Raw genomic sequence first — 23,458 nt, 5'->3', positions numbered from 1 at the left:
AACTAAATATCTACAATTCCCAAGGGGCATTTAATCTTAGCCTTTAAAGCCATCGTTTGGGCTTTATGGACTTTCATATCAACTCCTAATTGATGCATCAAATCCTTGATGGACGCAGGTGCGGGGTGGTAACCTTCTAGATTTAAGAGTTTACAATGTGTGTCGAGAGCATTTGTGGGGTGAACATTTTTATCGCCCCAATTGATAGCAAATGGGAGTAATTCTACGGTAGGGTGTGCGAGAGGCATTAGGAGTTCCCATGCTAAAAGCGAACCATCTGCAGTATGTCTTTTGCCAGCATTTATGTTACCCAATTCTGGATTGGCTTGCTGTAGAATACCAGCATCTTTTTTTAAGTTATTCGATTTGATGGCCCATCTGGTAAGCTGTGGTCGGTCTATTAAATCGACCCCCATCCACCGAGTTGATGTTACATTTTTGTTCTCATGATCAATGGCTATTAATTCCAGGTATTGATGATTGCCTAAACCGATCAATGCGTTTTTGGTACCCTGCGTAGGATGATATCCACCAAAAGTAGGTCGAACGCCCAGTAACTTCTCAAAATCATCACAAGCCTTGTCCAAATCCTGAACTGCATACACAATATGATCAAGTGCTCTTTGCATTTTAATCGGGTTTTTGAGAAAAAATGAATTGAAAGGTAGGGTAGTTCCAAACTTCCACGGTGTAAGGGTAAATAAATAATCATAAAATTAAAACAGCATGAAAAAGTTAAGATTAATATCATCGGTGTTGGTAACAGTTTTGGCCATTGGATTGTATTCGTGTGATAATGGAGATGGTGTTGAGCCAAGCTTAGACGACGAATCATTAATCGTTGCGATAGAGTCGGCTTCGAACAGAATTCCTGTTGAGTCTAGTGATTTACCGAGTAGTTCATTAGCCGTGATCAGTTCGGATTTTTCCGAAAGTATAGTGGCTAGTGCGGAAATGGCACCGGATTTAGGTTTTACGGTAACGCTACTGCGTGAAAGTGGTGCAAGGGTTGGAGAGCAATCATCCGCATTTTTTGATCTAAATGGTAGAGAGCTAAGGTCAGATAGAAGAGAACGTTTTCGTCAGAGAAGAAGGCAAGCCAGGGACTGTTTTGACTTTGTATTTCCAGTTTCCCTGACTGTACCCGATGGAACTGAATTGACCATAGAAGATGGTAATGATTGGGGCCAAGTGAGAGAATGGTATCAGGCAAATCCAGACGAAAGAGCGCGTCCAGAATTCATTTTTCCATTGGATATAACGTTCGGCGATTCGACTGTGACGGTAGACAATAACATGGATTTGTTTAGAGCTAGAGGCGCTTGTGAAGTAGATCGATCAAATAGTAGATGTTTTGACTTCGTTTTCCCGATAACCTTTATAATGGCCGATGACTCCGAAATTGAATTAGGATCAAATGAAGATTGGCACTTAATAAGAGCATGGTATGTGGCCAACCCAGATGCCGAAACTAAGCCAGATCTTGTTTTCCCAGTACAGATTACCTTGGAGGATGGCACAGTAGTAACTGTTGATAGTGAAGAGGAATTAGAAAATCAAAGACAAGGCTGTCGAGATTAGTTTTAAGTTGAGTGTTGTAAATTAGAGTAGTGCGGTTGCATGGCCGCGCTACTTACAATTTTAGTCTTTTGACCAAAGAAGAATTTAAAAACTGTTTTGACGATTGGTTCGAAGAAATTCGAAACTTCATAAACTCACGTTGTTGTGATGCAGAACTTGCTACGGACATAGTTCAGGAAGCATATACAAAGCTGTGGGAGAAGAAATTCGACTATCAAGGAGATAGAACCAAAGGCTTACTCTATAAAATCGCGAGCGACTTATGGGTAACGCAGTATCGAAAATCAAAATCAGAGCAAAAACATCGATTGTCACTTTCAATCAAAGAGGGAATCAACGAAACAGAACAAGATTACAACTTTAAAGAGCTGAAACAGCATTATGAAAAGGCGCTTTCTGTAATGCCTGAAAAGAGGAGGGTTGTTTTTTTGATGAGTCGGATGGAGGATATGACTTATACCCAAATAGCCGAAAGGTTGGAGCTTTCGGTGAAAGCTGTAGAAAAGCGAATGAAACTTGCATTAGTAGAATTAAGAAACACTTTGAATCATGGAAAAGGACAAGTACGATAAGGATTTGACCTCTGGGGAGGAGCAAAAACTCTTCTCGAAACTTGAATTCACCTATTCAAGGTCGAAAGAAGACGTTTGGAAAGTCTTAGATGGGCTTACCGAAGAAGAAAGCGAAGCAGCGACTAATACAGCTCAAGAAGAACCGACTAAAACCGTAAAAATGAGCTGGTGGTCTATGGGAATAGCAGCTTCTATGACCATCTTACTATGTTATGGCCTTTTTGCCAGGTTTTACACCACTACTATCAGCGCAGCTCCAGGTGAAATGGCAAGTCACACTTTACCAGATAACTCTGTAGTTACGCTCAATGCCGCTTCTTCCATTACCTATTCTCCATACTGGTGGAAATTTGAAAGGGCATTAGAATTAAAAGGAGAAGGGTTTTTTGAAGTAGAAAAAGGCGAAAGTTTCAAGGTTCATTCAGCCTATGCGACTACCGAAGTGCTGGGTACTTCCTTTAATATTTATGCCAGAGATGAAAGTTATGAGGTTTTTTGTGCTACCGGTAAAGTGAGTGTAAAAAGCATAGATGCTAAAGAAGTTTTGTTGAAACCTGGTGACTTTGTGCGACTGAACCGAAGTACTTTCGAAAAGAGTAGTTCAAAAGACTTGTCTAAAAGTGTATTGTCATGGAAGAATAATAAGTTTAACTATAATACCACACCACTTTGGAAGGTGTTTTCTGATTTAGAAAGGCATTATGGTGTGACTATTCAATTTGATGCTCAGGAAATAGATGATAATGCCACGGTCGTTACGGATAGGCCAGAAACCGTCACAGAGGCCTTAAATCTGATCCTAAACACAGATATTTATGATATTGAAGAAACAAGTGAGAAAACATACGTAATCAAAAAAAGATGATGTGACCTATCGCTTAACCCTTTTTACATTTTTTGCGCTCTGCTGCACTTTTAAATCATTTTCGCAGACAGTAACGCTTGAATATGAGGAAGAATTGCTCAACGAAATCCTCCTAGATCTGAACGATAAATATGGCGTTCAGATTTCTGTGAATGCAGCCTTGTCTAACGGTTGTTCTATCAGCATTAAAAAAGAATATCAATCGATGGACCAGGTCATGCAAGCTTTAGCAGATGCTTGTAAACTGAAGCTCGTTAAAATCGGCCAAGTCTATGCATTCAGAACGCCCACTCCGACCAAGGATAAGCCAAAGATCATTGCCCAGAAATCTTATTTATACCAAGGAACTGTAAGGGAATATGGAACGGACGAAGTGCTGCCTTTTGCCGTAGTGAGTTTAGGTGACAGAAACTTAGTAACCGATGAAAATGGAAACTTTTCGATCAAGTCCAGCGGAGAAAGCGAAAATCTATCTTTCAGAAGTTTAGGGTACATGGCTATCGATACTACTGTTACTAGCAGTAATCAATTAAAAATTTACTTAAGGCCGAGAATTACCGAGCTGGAAGAAGTCATAGTATTCGGTCAGGCGCCAGATGAAGCCATCACAAATGTGGGAGAGGGCGCTGGACGCATCCAATTAAATAATATCACAAATAACCTAGTCCCTGGATTGAGTAATAATCTGGTATTCAACAATTTGAGATTGTACCCAGGGGTTATGGCAGCTGGGGAGTCCATTGCTGACTTTGTAATCTGGGGATCATACGCAGGACAAAGTCATGTCATTTACGATGGTATTAGCCTTTTCAATAGCTGGGGCATTAATGATGACATGGGCCGTGTAAATCCTTACATGGTAAAGCATGTGGAAGTTTATAAGGGTGGCTATAACGTCCTCTATGGGGATAGAATAGGAGGGGTGGTATTGATTGATGGCAAGTCTGGCAATCCAAACACGATTGCATCAAATTTCAGCGTTACAAACCAACTGATTAATGGGCATGTAAACTTGCCACTTTTGAATAAGACTTCTTCTTTACAGTTAGCAGTAAGGCAATCATTTGAAGATCCTTTTAGCCTTTCAGCGGAGTTTGAAGAAGATTTAAACCTCATCGTTCCTAAGTATGAGTACAGAGACGTACATTTGAAATTCACCAGTCAAATTGACCCAAATAATTTACTGGAAATCAGCTCTTTGATCAGTACAGATACCTACAGAGGGCGCTTAGGTAATCGGTTTGGACAAGGCCAGGCGTTAATCAGGGATATTAATATTGGGTCTGATCAAATAGGAGCATCTATAAATTATTCGCGGAACTGGCGTGGTGGAGGCTCAACTTCACTCATGTTTTCAACGGTAGACTATAGGCCTGAACTGACCACCAATTACTTTATCAGTCGAAATATAAATGGGCCTACTTTTGAGTTAAGAAGCGATGTTTGGAATAATCCAGTTAGGGAAACTAGGAGTGAGTTTAGCCATAGAATTCCGAGTATTTCGAGGCATCAATTTCAGTTGAATGCGGAATATGTGAGCAATGAAGTGGTATTTGAATCTGGTAGTCCAGAAGGTGTTCTAAACAATAGAGTTGATGGGTTGGAGCGGATCGGGTTTGCTGTACATGATGATGTGCAATGGTCTGATAACTTTTCAATGCAGTTAGGACTAAAGGTAGATGTGCCAGAGGCTCTAGGCAAAGCTTATTGGCAACCTCGCGTTAATGGCCGACTAGATTTAGATGATCGATGGAATATTCATTTTGGCTGGGGACATTACAATCAGTTCATAGTTCGTAATACCGTAGTAGATACCCTGCGGAACAGGACAGATGTATGGCAAGTAGCTGATGGTGGCGGTGTTCCTGCCTTAAAAGCAGTGCATCATGTGATCGGTTTGGGTTATAAGGCGAATAATTTTGAATTGAATCTCGAAGGGTTCTATAAAACATCCGAAGGCTTCGTAAGGTATTTGATCAATAGAAACGAGGCGGGTACCAGACGTTTTGAAAGTGAGTCTAGAGCGCGTGGATTAGATATGTTCATTAAAAAGACCATTGACAAGTACGAGTTTTGGCTTTCATATTCCTTGGCCAAAGTAGAAGAGAGGTTTGTGAACCTTTTCAGGTTGAGGGAAGATGAATTTCGCCTTGCACCACAGAGCCAGCAACACGAATTAAAAGCTGCGGCCATGTTCAATTTTGGTGTCTTGAGTTTTTCACTTGCCAATGCCTATGGTTCGGGCTTTCCAAATTTCACACTCACACCAGACGAGGTTGAATTGGAACCATATTGGCGCACTGATTTAGCCGTACAGTACCAATTCAATATTGAAGGGCAGCCTGTCGAAGCGGGTCTATCGATTCTTAACCTCTTCAATAGAAGAAATGTCAGACTCAATCAATCGGTGAATATTCCTGGAGGTGACAGAATAAATACTGCAGGAATTCCCTTCACTTCGACAGTCTACTTCAATATGAGTTTTTAGGGCTTATAGACTCTCATTAAAAGCCAATAAAGCGAAATTACTCGCTTCTAAGTCCTTCTGTTGGACTAGTCGTCATCACCTTCTTGACCTGTGAAGAAACAGTGGCAAAAACCATAATTACAACGATAATTAAAGCCATTAAAAACGGAATAACCGTAATTGGTTTATGTACCTCGTACACTGTCTCAAAAAGCGTATCCATCAGTAAGTAACTGATTGGAAGGCCTAGGATCAAAGCCACGGCCAAGAACAATACAAATTGTTTGTTGATGACAAAGGCTAGGTTTTTGAGGCCAGCACCGAGCGCTTTTCTGATACTGAACTCTTTAGTACGACTCGCTACATTGAGTGAAACCAATCCATACAAGCCCAAGCAAGACAAGATGATACACATGGAAGCGACAATTCGCATCAACTTGCCATGTCCATCGATTTCTCTAAAGTAATTTTCCAATGTTTCCTCTTGATAAAAGCCATTGAAAGGTTTTTCAGGGAAGATTTCAGCCCAAGTATTTTCAAGTGCCTCGTAAGTAGCAATAAGACTTCCGGGTTTTACGCGCATCGAGATAAACGCATATTCATCTTCTGGACTGAGCTTCAAAATCATCGGCTCAATGCGTTCTGAAAAGTTGTATTGATGAAAGTCCTTCAAGATGCCGATTACTGCGAAGTTTAGGGTATCCGATTTGAAACGTTCGCCAAGTGCACCTTGAGGATTAAGCAGCTTGGCCATCTGCTCGTTGATCAATACATTTTGAAAATCTGTTTCTCTGTTTTTTTCAAATGTTCTGCCTTCGAGAACTTCTAATTCCATAGTTTCTACATATTCAGGACCAATCTCAAGGGTCAGAATATCGTAATCCTTCTCTAAAATTTGAATTTCCATTCTTGTCGATCGTCTGCTCAAATGGTGTTTCGAAGGAGCAATAGATGCGATGTTTGGATTTGACTCCATAGCAGCCATGAGTTGCATTGCTTCAGTGGCAGGAGAAATATTGGTGCTTATGGTCGCTTTTTCATTGTAACCCCAGTCTTGGCTTTTTTGGAAAGCCGTGTTTTGCGTAAACATAATACCGCCAACGACAGCAATACAGGCGAGTATATATTGGAAGGTGAGGAAGATTTTCGTCATCTTATTTTTTCCTCCAAACTTCAGCCGTCCCCTGAAAATGTTGACTGCGCTAAAATTTGAAATGTATAAGGCAGGATAGGCCCCAGAAGCTAAACCAGTAAAGACCACTAGAATTAGTAAGAAGATCCAAAGCGACGGTTGGGCGATGTCGAACTCCATGCCAATGTCAAACATTTGGTCGAAACCTGGAATAAGCACTGTCACACCCAAAATAAAACCGAGTATAAGTGCTATCAGTGTAAGAAATACATTTTCCGATAAAAATTGGAAGACCAAAGATTTGCGAGTACTTCCCATTACTTTTCGTACACCGATTTCTTTAAGCCGTTTAGTAGCAGAAACGATCGCGATGTTAATGTAATTGAAGATGGCCAGCACCAAGATAAACCCTGCGATAATAGATAAGACAAGACTTCCTACTCCGTCCGTACTGCCCGTAACTGTATTTCTCATGTCATCACCTTTTAGGTAAAGGTCTACCCAAGGGAAGAAGCCAAAAGCGGTGGCCGGATAATCCTTGCGGACTTCATTTTGTAGCGCTACATATTGCTGAACATTTTGAGTAATATTCGCAACGGCACTTGGGTTATTTGTTTGAATAAAAGTACCGTCTAAAAATGTACCCCAATCAGTGAGTTTCACGGCTGGATCAATTTGTTTTAGCTGATCGAAATTGACCAAGACGCGAAAGTCCATACTTCTTTTATATGGGAACTTTTCTGCTACACCAGCGACTTCAAATGTGTACTTTAAAGCACCAAATTCGAAAGTCATAGACTTCCCTAAAGGGTTGGTATCACCAAAATATTTAATGGACGTATTCTCGCTAATAATAATTTTATTAGGCTCATTCAATGCGGATTTGTTACCCCACTTTAAGGGGAAAGTAAACATATCCAAGAACCCAGGGTCCACAAAAGTGAAAGTTTCGTTGAACACGCTGGCGCCATTCTTTAAGACTCCGCCTCTGTGTTCCATTCTGATAACCCGATCGATTTGAGGGAAATCATTCATTAAGATTTGAGCGTAAGGAGCTGGGATAATGCCATACTGTGCTTCCTGACCGCTTCGGCTTAGCGTAGAGGTAGCCATATAAATTTCATGTTTGTTCTCATGAAATTGATCGGTAGTGTACTCCATGTCTACAAAAGAATAGACCATTATGGCTACTCCGAGAGCCATTGCTAAACCGAAAATGTTGATAAATGAAGCTAGCGGACTACGTTTGATAGTCCGCAAAGTTGTTTTGAGGTATGATTTTAGCATAACGTTGTTGGTTGACCTTATGCAGATCAGATGTTGATTCCTCTAGGAAGGTTGCATCGGTTATTTGTCTTTTTTCTTGATGCAGGTAAAGAACTGATCAGCCTCTGAAATCCTTAATGAAATCACCTCTTTTTTCTTATCTCTTTCGAATGACATCATCAGTCCGCCAGTATTGGCTAACTCAAATTTATCTTCCGATACTTTTATGAGTTGTGCTGGTGGCTGAGATTCGTTTGAAGGTTGCGCATAAAGATTACCGTTTTCCTCTAGCCAAACTGTCACATCAAAACCCATATCAGTGTTTTTGTCGAATTCATAAGCTCCCACATATGCTTTTAATGCTTTGTCGTTCGTTTTTTCCTTCGCTTTTGCCGCAGTCGTTTGACCGAAAGCTGAAAAGCCTAAAAGAGCAAGAATCAATGTCATAGCTGTAATCCTTGAAAAGTTATTGACCTTTTTCATAGTTGTTTTTTTAACTACGATCCACTTTTTAAAAAATAGGTTACACTCTCCCTAATTTTCACACAATAAAAACTATAAAGTTAGTTATTGTAATGAGGTGCATGATTAACTCCTCAATTTTTTATCTTTCTTAGGTCTTCGGATCTCCACAATTTAATAGAACTGTTATGCCCGCAAATGCCCATCTTCGGCTTTTTAGTCTTGTCCTAGTATTCGTCATAGTAGCCTGTAGCCCACAGAAGCAGGAAGAGGAAAATTACGATCAACAGGCAGATGAAGATTTCAACGAAATTGTATCGGCATATACTTCTGGTAAGATTTCAACCCGATCACTGATCACGGTTCAATTAAGTTCAGATGTGGAGGCTAAGTATCAGCGTTTACAGAATGTTTTAAGCTTTTCTCCGAAAATTTCAGGAGAGTTAAGATGGGCTACGCCAAGGGTTTTAGAGTTTGTACCAGCAACGCCTCTCAAAAATAATAGTACCTATACCGCTAAACTAGATTTGGAAGCCCTTGGTCTATCCTTCGATGAAGGTCAAAAGGAGTTTAAGTTTAAGGTTGAAACGATCAAGCAAGACTACGATATCAGAATTCTGGGTCAAATAAGTGATGAGGCTGACCCAATGCGAAAGCAAATCGTAAAAGGAGAATTACTGACAGCTGATTATGTCGATACGCTTCAGCTTAAAAAGGTTTTAACGGCGCGACAAAAAGGAGAAGATCTTAAGGTCAGTTGGGTATTCGATCAGAATAACGGGACTAACCATCAGTTTCAAGTTACTGGACTCACCAGAAAAGAGGAAAATGAAATAATGACCTATGCTTTAAATGGTAGCAGTATAGGTGTAGATAGGCGATCGAAAGGGGAAGTGGATATACCAGGCCTAAATGATTTTAAGGTATTGAACACCCGCGTTGTTCGAGAAGGCGACGCTCATGTAGTTTTAAATTTTTCTGATCCACTTGATGAACGCCAGGATTTAAGTGGGCTTATAACATTAGAAGGCGAAACTGACCTGCGATTTTCTATTAAGGATAACGAGGTTAAAGTATATGCCTCCCAAGCGAAGTCAGGCGTTAAGCGCTTGTCGGTTTACCCCGGTATCAAAAACAAATTGGGGTATGGGATGAAGAACAATTTGGACTTCAATGTTTCTTTTGCTCAGACCAAACCGCAGGTAAAGCTGATATCAAAAGGGACAATTCTACCAAGTACCGATGGACTTGTCTTGCCATTTGAGGCTGTCAACCTTCGAGCAGTCGATGTGATGATTATTAAAATCTATGAAAAAAATGTCGTCCAGTTTTTACAGACCAATAACCTGAATGGAAACGATCAATTGAGGAGAGTCGGTAGGCCGATTCACAAAAGTATGGTACAACTTGATCCTTCGGGTGTTATGAACCTGAGTAAATGGAACCGGTTCAATCTGGACATTTCTGACATGATAGCCACTGAACCTGGAGCGATCTATCAGGTTAGGTTAAATTTCAAAAAGGCTTACTCGCTTTATGACTGTGGAGAGCCAATTTCGGATGAGCTTATTGTATCAGGCAATATCGAAACAGATGAATGGGATGATTATTCAGGAGAACGTGCTGGAGGCTACGATAGCTATTATAATTATGGATATGGTAGAGGGTATGTATGGCGTGAGAGAGAAAACCCTTGTCATGTGAGTTATTATGCTGGTAGAAACCGACTGGTTTCCACTAATATTTTAGCCTCTGATTTAGGTTTGATTGCCAAAATGGGCAATAACAGAAACCTAGAAGCTTACGTCACGGACGTTAAAACAACGGAGCCTTTGTCTAATGTTCGGGTAGATATTTATGATTATCAACAAGAGATAATTGAGACGCTCACTACTGATGCTGACGGTAGGGTATCTCTTGACCTTGACAGAAAGCCATTCCTCTTGGTCGCTAATAGAGGTGATGAAAGAGGGTATTTGAAACTTTGGGACGGTAGAGCCCTTTCACTCAGTAATTTTAATGTCGGCGGAGCGAAAGTTCAAAGAGGTGTACAGGGTTACATTTATGGAGAACGCGGTGTTTGGCGGCCGGGCGATCATATCTACCTCAATTTTATCTTGGCCGATCCCGATAACAATTTACCTGAGGAACATCCCGTGGTAATGGAGTTGATCGATCCCTCAGGAAATATTAAAACCAGAAAGGTAGAAACCACATCAACCAACGGTTTTTATCACTTTCCGCTTAAAACAGATATCGATGATCCGACAGGCAATTGGTTGGCAAGAACTACGGTAGGAGGTGCCACGTTCACGAAGCGGATTAAAATAGAAACAGTAAAACCGAATCGGTTGAAGATTGACCTGAAATTCGATAAGGATCGAATCAGTGTAACAGACAACACCCTAAAAGGTGATTTAAATGTGCAATGGCTCAGCGGTGTGTCAGCTAAAAATTTGAAGGCTGAGTTCGATTTGATCCTTACACCCACAGCAACCAGTTTTAACGATTATCCTCAATATACTTTCGACGATAAAGCCAAAGAATTTAGTGCTGAAACGCAAAGAATTTTCAGTGGGTCGGTTGATCAGACTGGTAACGCAAAAGTTAATGTAACACTGAGCAAACAAACTACAGCACCGGGAAAATTGATGGCTACTTTTAGTGGTAAAGTATTCGAGCCAGGAGGAGATTTTAGTATAGATCAATTCAGTATTCCTTTTTACCCTTACAGCAGTTTTGTGGGCATTAAGAGGCCTGAAGGAGATAGGAGAGGACAGTTATTGACCAATAAAGATCATGAACTTGAAATTGTTTCCGTTGATGCTAATGGGAAACCTGTCGACAAGAAAGGACTCGTGCTTGAAGTCTTTAAACTTAATTGGCGGTGGTGGTGGGATCGCTCAAATGATAATTTGGCTTATTACGTGAGTCGTAATTATAGCAGCCCGTATCATCGAGAGCAAATCAATACGACAAATGGCCAAGCTAAGGTAAAATTGGCCATTCCAAATAAGGATTGGGGACGATACTATGTGCGTGTTCGCGATACCGATTCTGGTCATTCGGCCGGCTCTATTACTTACTTTGACTGGCCAGGTTGGGCCGAAGAGTCGAGGCCTGGCGGTGCAGCACTTTTAAATTTTTCTACTGATGCTGAAGATTATGGTGTAGGGGAAAAGGTCAAAGTGAACATTCCTGCAAGTACCGAAGGACGCGCATTAGTCAGCGTAGAAAATGGTAGCAAGGTAGTAGCCTCCTATTGGGTAGAAACTACTGAGGGGTACAATACTTTTGAATTTACCACAACGGAAGAAATGGTGCCAAATGCATACGTGAGTACAACGCTCCTCCAGCCACATATGCAGACTAAAAATGACCTGCCGATCAGGCTGTATGGTATCGTACCGATTAATGTTTCCGATCCGAATACAAAGCTTAATCCTGAAATAGAAATGTCAAGCGTATTGGAGCCAGAATCCGAAGTGAACTTAACTGTTAGCGAAGCCGATGGTAAACCGATGACCTATACCATTGCGGTAGTCGATGAAGGCTTGTTAGACATTACGCGATTCAAAACGCCCGATCCATGGAATACTTTCTTTGCCAGACAGGCATTAGGTGTTAAAACTTGGGATCTTTATGAAGATGTAATTGGGGCTTTTGATGGCGATTTATCTAAACTTTTGGCACTGGGAGGCGATGGATCGGCCGCTAAGCCTGAGAAAGCAAAAGCTAACCGATTTAAGCCTGTAGTAGTCCATTTAGGACCTTTTGAGCTAGAAAAGGGAGAAAAAGCAAATCACAAATTCACCATGCCAAATTATATCGGTTCGGTAAGAACAATGGTAGTGGCTGGTGAGAATGGCGCTTATGGAAAGGTAGAAAAAGCGACACCCGTTCGTAAACCACTTATGGTACTTGGTACTATACCAAGAGTTGTTGGCCCTGGGGAAAAGATCAGTTTGCCAGTGAATGTTTTTGTTTTAGAACCCGCCATCAAAGAAGTTGAAGTTTCTGTGGTTGGAAATAGTCTCTTGAATTTTGGAGCTTCTACCAAGCGGACTATTCAATTTGATGAAATTGGTGATCAGATCATTGATTTTGACTTCGAAGTTGCCGAAGCTCTCGGAGTCGGCACTGTGAAGATAGTGGCGAAGTCAGGGAGAGAAACTGCCACCTACGAATTAGAAGTACAGGTTAGAAACCCTAATCCTGAAGTAACAGATGTAACTGAGAAAGCCCTTCAGAAGGGAGAGAAGTGGAGCGAAACCTTTGCACAAGTTGGGATAGTGGGTACCAATGATATGACTTTGGAAATGAGCTCTATCCCACCGATTAATCTAAAAAAGCGATTGGGTTATTTGATGTCTTATCCTCATGGATGTATCGAACAAACTACATCGGCAGTATTTCCTCAGTTATTCCTCAACGATATGGCTGATTTATCAAACGAGGAACAGTTGAAAATTCAAACCAATGTTACTAATGGGATCAATCGGATTCAGAAATTCCAGACGCCGCTGGGTGGTTTTGCTTATTGGCCAGGCCAAAGCGACGACAACGATTGGGGAACCAATTACGCAGGTCATTTCCTGTTAGAGGCAAAAGATAAAGGCTATTTTGTCCCTGCGAAGCTTTTAAGTGATTGGACCAAATACCAACGGAAGCGTGCCAGAAGCTGGAGCAAAAATTCGAGTTATAATGACGATCTGGTACAGGCCTATAGGTTGTATACCTTGGCCAAGGCTCAGTCGCCAGAACTTGGTGCCATGAACAGGCTTAGGGAAAATAGTTTATTAAGTATCGCGGCCAAATGGCGACTTGCCGCAGCTTACGCCCTTGTTGGTAGAAAACAGGTGGCTATGGAAATGATTAATGATTTGCCAAGGCAAACCAAAAGAAGAAACTACTACTATTACTATGGTTCTAAGCTCAGAGATGATGCAATGATTTTAGAAACCCTCGGGCTTTTAGGCTTGCAAAATGAGGGATTAACCTTGATGAGAGCTATCGCGAAACTGTTGAGTGAAGATCGTTGGATGAGTACACAAACTACCGCTTATGCTTTACTATCCATTATTAAGTTTGTTGGTGCCGATGGGACAAGTGATGGAATTAAAGCTACCTACCAGGTCGATAATGGTAATCTTGTTGACGTGAACTCTGCGAAATCAATGATCCTAGTGGACGCCGATGTAAAAGGGGTAGAGCAAAAGAGTTTTAGCGTAGATAATACATCGGAAGGAATACTATTCGTCCGAGTGTTGAAACGAGGCCAACCGATGGCAGGTGCAGAACAAGCTGTTGAAAAGGGTTTGCGATTGAAGATCGTTTATTCTGATCGAAACGGGAATGTCATAGACCCAGTCACTTTAGAACAGGGGACAGATTTCTTTGCTGAGGTATCAGTTTACAATACGGGAACGAAGGGAGTTTATCGAGACTTAGCCTTGAGTCAGGTTTTCCCTTCTGGTTGGGAGATTTTGAACGATAGACTGAATGAAATCCCTGGAGTGGCCACCAAGGCGAATTACGAATACAGAGACATTAGGGATGATCGCGTGTATACCTATTTTGACTTGAGGCCAAGCGAAGAAAAGAAGTTTAAGGTGGCATTAAATGCAACTTATGCTGGAAGATACTACCTGCCAACGGTCAAAGTGGAGGCGATGTATGATGATACAATTAATGCGCGATCGGCAGGCAAATGGGTGAATGTAAATAGAGGAAATTAAGGCTAGGGATAAGTTTCAGTGAAATTTTTGTCTACATATAAGAAATGGATTTTCTCCCTGATGTTGATCGCAGGGATAGGGTATTATTATATGCTCCCAAAGGAACTATTTAACGACCCCTTTGCCACTGTTGTCAATGATTTTCGCGGTGAATTGCTTTCCGCTAGAATTGCCGATGACGGGCAGTGGCGTTTTCCAGAAGTAGAAGCCTTACCGGAAAAATATGAAGTGGCTTTGCTTATGTTCGAAGATCAGCACTTCTATCGTCACCCGGGAGTTAATCCTTTAGCAATTGGTAGAGCACTTTGGCAAAATTTGACAGCTTCTGAAACTGTCAGCGGCGGGAGTACCATTTCTATGCAGGTTATCAGACTTTCACGTAAAGGTAAGTCGCGATCAGTTAAGGAAAAGTTGGTAGAAATGGCTTTGGCTACGCGGCTTGAACTCCGCTATTCCAAATCAAGTATTTTAAAACTATATGCGTCGCATGCACCATTTGGTGGAAATACGGTGGGTTTAAATGCGGCAGCTTGGCGTTATTTTCAGCGTCCTCCAAAAAACCTTTCTTGGGCGGAAGCAGCCTTATTGGCTATTTTACCCAATCAACCTTCGCTTCTTTTTCCTGGAAAACGTAATGAAAAGTTGCTTGATAAAAGGAATAGACTGCTCCAGCGACTTTACAATGCTGGGGCAATGGACGAAATATCTTTTGAGTTGGCAAAGGCTGAACCACTGCCTGACGGACCAGCAAGATTGCCCCAAAAAGCGGATCATTTTCTAAGTTATTTGGCTCAATCTGGGGCAAAGGGAAAGGTGACGAATTCAAGTGTCGACGGATTTCTTCAAGACAGGGTGAATAGTGTTCTTAACGCGCATCACGCACTTTTGAAAACAGATGGGATTCATAATGCCGCGGTTTTAGTGTTAGATGTTAAATCTAATCAAGTGATGGCTTATGCAGGCAATGTTCCTGAAAGTGGTTCGGAGCATGCTGGGGCCGTGGATGTGATTCAAGCACCGAGGAGTACGGGCAGTCTTTTGAAACCGCTTTTGTATGCAAGTCTATTGGATGAGGGCCTCATTTTGCCGAAAACCTTAATTCCAGATGTACCTACTTTTTATACCGATTTTGCACCAAAAAATTTCACTAGAAAGTATGATGGCGTAGTGCATGCGGATATGGCTATTTCAAGGTCTTTAAATGTGCCCGCTGTGAATATGCTTAAAATGTATGGCTACCCGAAATTCCATCAAAAGTTGAGGGATTTGGGTATGACAACCCTAAATAACCCACCTGGTTTTTATGGTTTATCAATGATTTTAGGTGGTTCCGAAGGCACGCTTTGGGACATGGCTAACATTTATGCCGGCATGTCTAGAACATTAAACAATCATAGCAGCAGGCGTTTTACAACAGATTATCAAGGTTATGCATTTGCTTCCTTTGAATCGAAGGATTTTGAAGCAAATCGAGAGGTTCCCTCTTTAAATGCTTCATCAGTTTGGTTTGCCTTTAAGGCTATGTTGGAGGTCTATCGTCCTGCTGAAGATGCCTCGTGGAAGTTGTATAGCAGTGCTAGAAAAGTTGCCTGGAAAACAGGTACTAGCTTTGGCTACCGCGATGGATGGGCGATCGGCGTAACACCTGAATATGTCGTTGGCGTTTGGGTTGGGAATGCCGATGGTGAAGGAAGACCAGGTTTGACTGGAATTAAAGCTGCGGCTCCTTTAATGTTCGATGTGTTTGATTTACTGCCTGAAACCACTTGGTTCAAACCTCCAAAATCCGAACTCGTCACCGCAATCGTAGATCGAGAAACTGGCTTTTTATCTTCACCTTATTCCGCCAAAGTGGATACGGTTGAAATTCCTAAGGTTGGTTTGCGAACGACGACGAGCCCGTATCACCAAAGGGTGCATTTAGATAAGACTGAGCGCTTTAGGGTAAATGCGGGTTGTTACCCTTTAAAAGATATTGTAACCAAGAATTGGTTGGTTTTACCTCCAAAAGAGGCTGAATATTATAAGAAGAAAAACCCAATGTACTTGGACTTACCACCCTTGATGCCTGGGTGTGAAGACACGAGCCTTTCTTTGATGGTTATGGATATGATTTACCCACAGGAAAATGCTGCTTTGTACATACCGATCGCTCAAGATGGGGTGCGCAGTGAGTTAGTATTCGAAGCTACACATCGAGAAAGTGATATAGAACTGTTTTGGCATTTAGACGATGTCTATATCGGGAGTACTTTATCAAAACATGAGATTAGCTTAAAACCATCTCCGGGAGATCACATTATCACTATTATTGATCCTGAAGGCAATCAATTTAAGCGCAAATTTCGAGTGTTATCGAAAGAATCTGAAGAATAGTGAAAAGCAATCCAACTTTTGGGAAGGCTACACTGTCTAAGGAATTAGAGCTCAAAGGTTAACCAGCTCATACAATCGTGAAAGTTGATTAGATTAAATAGAAAGGCTCCGAACTCAATTTGAGCGGAGCCTTTTCTTTTTCTTAATAAGTGAGCTTACTCAGGTTTCAATCTGCTGGAAAACATGGCTCTTAATTTTTGAATTTTTGGGTCAATAATTACCGTGCAATAGCCTTGACTTCTATGCTCATTATAGTAATTCTGGTGGTCTTCGCCAGCAGGATAATAAGCACCTAAAGGGCTTAATTCGGTTACTATTTTGTCGTCAAAATAATCTGCCATTTCTTCCATGACTTCTGTCGCAATACGCTGCTCTTCCTCATCTTGAAAGTAAATAACTGAACGATACTGTGTTCCTTGATCATAACCTTGTCGGTTCAGAGTGGTCGGGTCATGCGTTGAAAAGAATATTCTTAACAAATCCGCATATGGAAGCTCTTCTGGGTTGTAGGTAATTTTAATCACCTCTGCATGCCCTGTTCTACCTGTACATATTTCTCTGTAGGTTGGATTTTTGATCGCTCCGCCAGAATAGCCAGACTCCACGTGACTCACTCCCTTTACCCGTTGAAAAACAGCCTCAGTACACCAAAAACACCCGCCACCAATAACAGCGGTGGTTTCCTTATTGTCATCTTCCAATAGTTGCATTGAAGCTGAATTAATACAGTACCTCAATCCACTAGGTTCGGGTCCGTCAGGAAATACATGGCCTTGGTGAGCATCGCAAGTGTTACAGACGACTTCAACGCGTGTCATGCCATAGCTAGTGTCCTTTATATAGCCAATTGCATTTTCCTTTACGGGTTGGGCAAAACTTGGCCATCCCGTGCCTGATTCAAATTTTACCCTTGAATCGAATAGGGGGGTGCCACAACAAACACAGCCATAAAGTCCTGGCTCGTGGCGTTCACAAAATTCACCAGTTCCTGCTCTTTCTGTGCCTTTAAGTCTTGCAATTTGAAATTGTTCTGGGGTAAGAATCTCTCTCCATTCTTCCGCAGTTTTTTCGACTCTTTTGTCTGGAGTCGGGTTGCCATTATTGGCAAATTTGATCACATCAATCCACGTGAGCATAATTATCCTTTCTTTGAATTTCTTCAACAAAAGATAAGTCGCAAAAGTTTAATTTTTTGAGCTTAGATACTTTTGGAATTCTGACGTCAATAAATCGGTCTCACTAGGCCTTGGGGCATCATTATTGACAAGTTCACCTGCTTGGTTGTAAATCATATATCGTGGGATAAATGGGATGTTTAAATCTTCCAATCCTTGAGAGGTATTTGCGTTAGTTATTCTGTAATGTAGGCCTGATTTTAAATTGTTTTTATCGATCGATTTCTTCCAATCAGCGGCACGCCTGTCCGTGGAAAGATAGATGAAAGTGATGTCATCATTTGCGTAGGTTTCAGTCATCCTTTTAGATGCTGGCATTTCTCGAATGCAGGGAGCACACCAACTTGCCCAAAAATCAACATATACTGCTTCGCCATTATAAGAGGCAATTAAATCTTTCAGGGTGCTTTTTTGTCCCTCTAGAGATTCTACCTGAATCTCGTCATCTATGCGAAACTCAATCTGAAATTGCTTCATTAAATCATTTACCAGAATTGTATCTTGGAAATCATTTCTGAACCGAGTGAGATACTTTAATCGCGATGCGATGCTAAAGAAAGTAGTTTGAGATAAGATAGATTTCAAATTATTGTATTGAAGTAATTTCTTCTCAACATCAGTCAGGTCGGTTCTGATCCTCAATGAATCATAAAGTTGACGATAGTCTCTAGTGCTACCCCCACCACCACTGGTTTGTTGTGAAATCATTGGAACGGTGTTACGATAAGCAGTGACAATACTATTGGACAGGCTGCCTGAGTAATTCATCAAGTATAATAGAGAATCGGCCCGGCTCATTAATTCAGGAGATTTACTTTCAAGTTGCTTAACGACTGAGTTGACCAATGAAGATTTGGAGTCTTCGGGTAAAAAGGTAAGTGCATTCTTTAGAGTGATAAGCCTTGCATGAAGTGATCGCATGTGCATTTTGTATTGTTGCTCATCCATCTGATCATTCTGAAAAAGTTTATCTAGCCGATCGACTTCTTGCTGAATATCACTTTTAAAAGTTCTGGATGCATCGGCTACGATCGCTTCATCTCTTGCCTTAAAATCTGAAATAGAATCATACTGATCCCAAAGTAGCATGGGTAGTCTGATAATATCGCTGCTTAAATAGTCATTTGTAGCTATAGAATCTCTCAAGTAAAGCGAGAAGTTAGTCGTGTTATAAGCTTCCTCACGGTTAATAAGCCTAGCTATTGGTTTAACCCCGTCATAGTTGAATACAGTTGTATCACCATTTTTGAAAATGTAGGTCAGATCGTCCACCCCTTTGTACATAAGGGTAACTTCCACCCAATCTCTTTTAGATTTTAAAACGACGGTATCTGACTTTTTGGAAAAATCTATTTTAAGCTTTCTATAGATGTATTGATCGTCAATGTACTGTATTTCATCGCCGTTGCGTGTTCTGCCTGCCGAGCTTCCGTTGGAGAAAGTGAAGAATCCATTTTGGACAGGGTCATTAAAGATCAAAACGATCTGATCTGGAGAAGTTTTGGTTGTTTTGAAAACCTCTTCGACGGGTTGCTTGTTACAACCCATAATGCATAAGGAGATGAATAAAAAGGTTATTGACGTGTGTTTCATTCTGCTTTTTTTGAAATCTACTATAAATATAGTAGAGTAACTAATGGTTAAGGAGAAAGTAGGGATTGATTATGGTAGTAAGCTGGCTGGTACAACGGTAATTGCTTACGAGGAGGGTGATTTTATTCAGCTTTTAAGGTCCAAAAAAGGTGAGGATGCGGACAAAATGATTCGAGATTTTGTAGTTGAACACCAATTGAGAGTAATCGGGCTTGATGCGCCACTTTCATTGCCCGGTATCTATAATAAGATTGTGGATTGTAATGACTATTTCTACAGGTCGTGTGACAAAGAATTAAAAGCTATGTCTCCAATGTTTCTTGGCGGTCTTACAGCAAGGGCTATGAAATTGAAAAATGAGCTAGAAACAGATGGGCTCAAAGTGTATGAGGTTTATCCGGCAAGGGTAGCCTTTAACTTAGCGCTTAAGACATACGGTTATAAAAGCAAAAAACCAGATTACCTCCAGATGATGATGGTTATGGAAAAGCTTGGTTTGGTATTGGCACCCGCATTAGAAATTGAAACTAGTCATGATTTTGACAGTTTATTGGCTCTTTATGCGGCCAAGCGTATTGGTACATCTGGGGAGTGTAGTACTGGTAACCCACAAGAGGGGTTAATATATTATTGAACCTTCTGTAAGCTTAAGCGCTAATTTTCTCATCAATATATTCCACAGCCTGTCCGACAGTCTGTAGCCTTTCAGCATCGCTATCTGGGATTCTAATATTGAATGATTGTTCAAACTCCATGACAATTTCCGCGTAGTCAAGGGAATCTATTCCTAAGTCTTTTATGAAGTTGGCGTCAGTTGTAGCCTCAGTCGGGGCTATTCCTATTTTTTCTACAAGGATTTGGATGACGCGGTCAAGGGTGTTGCTCATTATGAGTTATTGAATGAATGTATTTGGGAAGATAAATGATTCCTGAAAGATATTAAAACGTTAAAGTAAATTCTGTGCCTTCGTTCATTACCGACTTTACAGTGATCGATCCACCATGTTTACGCATAATTTGTTTCGATAAACTAAGCCCGATTCCCGAACCTTGTTTTTTCGTCGTAAAAAACGGGATGAATATTTTGCCTAGAGCTTCTTCGTCTATTCCCACACCGTTATCTCTAATTGTAAGTGTCGGTCTGCCGTATTCGTTGATAAAGGCGTTGACGATTAGCGCTTTTTCGCCATCATTTTCATCCAGTGCATGGATAGCATTTTGCAATAAGTTAATTAATACCTGATCTAATAATTCTTTGTCTACATTGAACATTAGCCCAATTGGCGCTATGTTCACGATGTAATCGATATTCTTATTTTCAATCTCAAGCTTTAGCAATAAGCTAACGTGATCAAGAACTTTTTTGACTTCTATTTCATGAAGTTTCGGCTCAGGAATTCTTGTTAGATTTCTAAAGTCCGATACAAACCTGATCAACCCTTCGCTTCGCCTTTTGATTGTTTGAACTGCCAAGTAAATGTCTTCCAACTCGTCTTTTTCTATCGGAACATCATCTTCTATGTTATCAACCAAATTAGTTTCAACTGTGGCGGCCAAGGATGAAAGGGGAGTAACAGAATTCATGATTTCATGGGTAAGCACTCGAATCAAGTTTTGCCATGCCTCCATTTCTTTTTCTTCCAGTTCGCTTTGAATATTTTGAACGGAAACAAGTTTAAATTCTTCTCCTCTCAAAACGAGTTCAATCACGTAAACCGATAGCTGAGTTCGAGTACCCTCATTCGTCAGCTCTATCAATGCGCTACCACCAGTTTTTAATTTCACCAATGACTCCACAAGCTTGGCGCTCACTTTACTGAGTTCAAAAATGTTGTTTAAGGATTCAACCCCTATGAGTTTTTTGGCAGAGCTATTTATGATCTGAACATCTCCTAGTTTATTGAATGTGATTAGTCCAATGCCTACGTGTTGTACAATTGTTCTGAAGTAATGATAGTTAGCCTCTTTATCGGCACGGATTTCACGAAACTTTTTGATGACATTGTTGAACTCTGCGTAAAGCTCATTCATTGATTTACCTCTTCCATGAGTAGGGTAGGTGGTCGTGAAGTCATCGTATTTGATAGAACTTAAAAACCCAGATATTTCTCTATTCGTCTTGTCGATCGATCTAACTAGTAAGACAATTTGAATGATAATCAGAATTATCACGAAGGTGAGGTTTACATTGTTAGGAGCTTGGTAAAAGACATAGCCCAGTAACAAAATAGAACCAATGAGTAAGATTAACCTTCCTATTAGAAGTAAGCGTAAGTTTTTAAAGCCCATGCTTTTCTAATCTTCTGTAAAGAGAGGCTCGTGTGAGACCCAATTCTTTCGCGGCTTTTGAAATGTTTCCGGAGTGTTTATTTACTGCTTTTAGAATCACATTTTTCTCTACATCATCCAAATTCAGGTTGTCACTGGCTTCTGTATTTCCATCTGTTTTCTGTACCAAGAAGAAGAAATCATCTGGCATTAGAATATTTCCTTCACTCATGATAATAGCCCGCTCAATGGCGTGCTGTAATTCACGAATATTACCTGGCCATGGATATTTGGCCATTTTCTTCAAAGTAGAAGCGGCTATTTTCTTTGGTGGCTTTCTATACTTTTCACAGTAAACTTTCACAAAGTGCTCCGCTAGGAGGTTTACGTCATCCTGTCTTTCCCTCAGTGGAGGCAAATGTAATTCCACCGTGTTGATCCTATATAGCAGGTCTTGTCTGAATGTATTTTCAGCAACCATATCGTAAACAGGCATGTTTGTGGCACATATCAGTCTGATATCTATATCTACGGATTTGTTAGAACCGATTCTTGTGACCTGTCTTTGCTGAAGTACTGAAAGTAATTTTGATTGGAGTGGCATGCCCAAGTTGCCAATCTCGTCTAAGAAAAGTGATCCGCCAGTAGCTACTTCAAACCGTCCGGCTCGATCTTCTTTGGCATCCGTAAAGGCTCCCTTTTTGTGGCCAAAGAGCTCACTTTCAAAAAGAGTTTCTGTAATCGCACCCATATCCACGCCCACAAAGACATTCTCTTTCCTTAAAGATCTTTGATGAATAGCGCGGGCTACTAGTTCTTTACCTGTACCATTTTCACCAAGAATTAATACGTTGGCATCGGTACCTGCGACTTTGTCTATGATGCTAAAGACATTTTTCATCGCAGGACTTTCTCCCAGGATATCTTTAAATGGCTTATTTATATCATCTTCAAGCTGCTTTTTAGCACTTTTTAGCTTGTTAACCTCTTTGTATGACTGTTTTAGTTTAATGGCCGCAGACAGCGTACCGATTAATTTCTCATTTTGCCAAGGTTTTAGCACAAAATCAGTAGCACCTTCTTTCAGCGCTTTTACGGCCATTTCTACATCACCAAAGGCCGTGATAAGAATGACTACTGCTTGTGGATCGGCGTCTAGGATTTGTTCTAACCAATAAAAACCCTCCTTACCACTGGTAATGTCCTTACTGAAGTTCATGTCGAGAAGAATGACATCGTAAGTGCCATTATTCATTAAGAAAGGAATCTTCTTGGGGTTCTTTTCAATGATAACCTCTTTAGCGTGCTTCTTCAATAAGAGCTTAGCCGCAATTAATACATCCTCGTCATCATCGATGATTAAAATCTTACCTAATTCTTTTTCCACAGTATCATTAGTTTTTAGAATGCTGCTGCTAGAGCTTAAATAGTGCCAATGCAGCGTAATGGTGTAATATATAGTTTTTATCAGTTTCTGTGTCCGATTATGTTACATAAGTTGGACGAATATGAACAGCTTCCTCTTTTTAACCATAGTATGCACTATGGAAATATGTAGTCCGAGGTAACGCTTTTCGGTAATATTAATTATTGCATGATGAACTTTAATTAAATGAGTATGTACATGTGTTTCGCCAGCCATCTGAAAAAAAATCCAACATTTACGGAACTAAGATTTTGCGAAAGACATTTTAGTACATATATTGCAAGCGTTGTTTTGAATTAATTTAAACGTTAATTCAGATATTTTGAGTTTTTGACCTTTGGGCTCGGTACTGACCATACTGAGCCTTTTTTTATGTCCTCCTTCGAATAAGCAACTGTTCAAAAGTGTTCGATTACGATCAATTGTTGTGTTATAATTGTACACTTTCACTTCTGCCAATGTTCTAGATTAATTCATAAGACCCTGTTTATCAGTTATTTGAAAAAGTGGCACCCTTGTTGTCTATGGGTGGCCGGA

The 23,458-nt window shown here is 40.7% G+C and carries 15 protein-coding genes; 7 read left to right on the top strand and 8 right to left on the bottom strand.

Annotated elements, in window-relative coordinates; all coding sequences use genetic code 11:
* Nucleotides 1–2 precede the first annotated feature (2 nt).
* Entirely contained in the window at nucleotides 3–629 is a 627-nt protein-coding gene (locus tag BFP71_RS18520) for a VOC family protein (RefSeq protein WP_069836890.1), read from the bottom strand.
* A 97-nt stretch (nucleotides 630–726) separates the two neighbouring features.
* Between BFP71_RS18520 and BFP71_RS18515 the strand changes: the two genes are divergently transcribed.
* The 4 genes from BFP71_RS18515 to BFP71_RS18500 all read left to right on the top strand — a co-directional run bounded on the left by BFP71_RS18515 (nucleotide 727) and on the right by BFP71_RS18500 (nucleotide 5,506).
* Nucleotides 727–1,581, top strand: a complete 855-nt coding sequence (locus BFP71_RS18515; protein WP_069836889.1) for a hypothetical protein — start codon at nucleotides 727–729, stop codon at nucleotides 1,579–1,581.
* A 68-nt stretch (nucleotides 1,582–1,649) separates the two neighbouring features.
* The gene (locus BFP71_RS18510; RefSeq protein WP_176723390.1) at nucleotides 1,650–2,153 is read left to right on the top strand and encodes an RNA polymerase sigma factor; all 504 of its coding nucleotides are present in this window, start codon (nucleotides 1,650–1,652) and stop codon (nucleotides 2,151–2,153) included.
* Nucleotides 2,131–3,018 (top strand): FecR family protein, encoded by an 888-nt coding sequence (locus BFP71_RS18505; protein ID WP_069836887.1) that lies wholly within the window; start codon nucleotides 2,131–2,133, stop codon nucleotides 3,016–3,018. The genes BFP71_RS18510 and BFP71_RS18505 overlap by 23 nt, the downstream gene beginning before the upstream one ends.
* A gap of 1 nt (nucleotide 3,019) precedes the next feature.
* A complete protein-coding gene (locus BFP71_RS18500; RefSeq protein ID WP_141719805.1) occupies nucleotides 3,020–5,506 on the top strand; it encodes a TonB-dependent receptor in 2,487 nt (828 codons plus the stop codon).
* Between the two features lie 37 nt (nucleotides 5,507–5,543).
* Here the strand turns inward: BFP71_RS18500 and BFP71_RS18495 are convergent, their stop codons facing one another.
* A complete protein-coding gene (locus BFP71_RS18495) occupies nucleotides 5,544–7,904 on the bottom strand; it encodes an ABC transporter permease (protein WP_088125118.1) in 2,361 nt (786 codons plus the stop codon).
* A gap of 60 nt (nucleotides 7,905–7,964) precedes the next feature.
* Nucleotides 7,965–8,366: a DUF3471 domain-containing protein gene (locus tag BFP71_RS18490; protein WP_069836884.1), complete on the bottom strand. Its 402-nt coding sequence runs from the start codon at nucleotides 8,364–8,366 to the stop codon at nucleotides 7,965–7,967.
* A 167-nt stretch (nucleotides 8,367–8,533) separates the two neighbouring features.
* On the opposite strand from BFP71_RS18490, the gene BFP71_RS18485 reads away from it, so the two are divergent.
* Both BFP71_RS18485 and pbpC read left to right on the top strand, forming a co-directional pair.
* On the top strand, nucleotides 8,534–14,083 hold the full coding sequence (locus tag BFP71_RS18485) for an alpha-2-macroglobulin family protein (RefSeq protein ID WP_069836883.1): 5,550 nt from the start codon (nucleotides 8,534–8,536) through the stop codon (nucleotides 14,081–14,083).
* Between the two features lie 90 nt (nucleotides 14,084–14,173).
* The gene (gene pbpC / locus BFP71_RS18480; protein ID WP_245701867.1) at nucleotides 14,174–16,459 is read left to right on the top strand and encodes a penicillin-binding protein 1C; all 2,286 of its coding nucleotides are present in this window, start codon (nucleotides 14,174–14,176) and stop codon (nucleotides 16,457–16,459) included.
* Nucleotides 16,460–16,614: 155 nt separating this feature from the next.
* Here the strand turns inward: pbpC and BFP71_RS18475 are convergent, their stop codons facing one another.
* The gene (locus BFP71_RS18475) at nucleotides 16,615–17,595 is read right to left on the bottom strand and encodes a bifunctional methionine sulfoxide reductase B/A protein (protein ID WP_069836881.1); all 981 of its coding nucleotides are present in this window, start codon (nucleotides 17,593–17,595) and stop codon (nucleotides 16,615–16,617) included.
* 48 nt (nucleotides 17,596–17,643) lie between these two features.
* On the bottom strand, nucleotides 17,644–19,227 hold the full coding sequence (locus tag BFP71_RS18470; RefSeq protein WP_088125117.1) for a TlpA family protein disulfide reductase: 1,584 nt from the start codon (nucleotides 19,225–19,227) through the stop codon (nucleotides 17,644–17,646).
* 43 nt (nucleotides 19,228–19,270) lie between these two features.
* On the opposite strand from BFP71_RS18470, the gene BFP71_RS18465 reads away from it, so the two are divergent.
* Complete coding sequence (locus BFP71_RS18465; protein WP_069836879.1) at nucleotides 19,271–19,861, top strand: DUF429 domain-containing protein; 591 nt, start codon at nucleotides 19,271–19,273, stop codon at nucleotides 19,859–19,861.
* A 13-nt stretch (nucleotides 19,862–19,874) separates the two neighbouring features.
* Here the strand turns inward: BFP71_RS18465 and BFP71_RS18460 are convergent, their stop codons facing one another.
* Genes BFP71_RS18460 through BFP71_RS18450 form a run of 3 tightly spaced genes read right to left on the bottom strand, consistent with a single transcriptional unit; the run spans nucleotide 19,875 to nucleotide 22,882 of the window.
* The gene (locus BFP71_RS18460) at nucleotides 19,875–20,114 is read right to left on the bottom strand and encodes an acyl carrier protein (protein WP_069836878.1); all 240 of its coding nucleotides are present in this window, start codon (nucleotides 20,112–20,114) and stop codon (nucleotides 19,875–19,877) included.
* A 52-nt stretch (nucleotides 20,115–20,166) separates the two neighbouring features.
* The gene (locus BFP71_RS18455) at nucleotides 20,167–21,516 is read right to left on the bottom strand and encodes a sensor histidine kinase (protein ID WP_069836877.1); all 1,350 of its coding nucleotides are present in this window, start codon (nucleotides 21,514–21,516) and stop codon (nucleotides 20,167–20,169) included.
* Nucleotides 21,506–22,882, bottom strand: a complete 1,377-nt coding sequence (locus BFP71_RS18450; RefSeq protein WP_069836876.1) for a sigma-54-dependent transcriptional regulator — start codon at nucleotides 22,880–22,882, stop codon at nucleotides 21,506–21,508. The genes BFP71_RS18455 and BFP71_RS18450 overlap by 11 nt, the downstream gene beginning before the upstream one ends.
* Nucleotides 22,883–23,458 lie beyond the last annotated feature (576 nt).

The sequence above is a fragment of the Roseivirga misakiensis genome, assembly GCF_001747105.1.
Classification (GTDB): Bacteria; Bacteroidota; Bacteroidia; order Cytophagales; family Cyclobacteriaceae; genus Roseivirga; species Roseivirga misakiensis.
The sequence above is the reverse complement of the archived record's forward strand: the minus strand, read 5'-3'. Positions and strand labels throughout refer to the sequence as shown.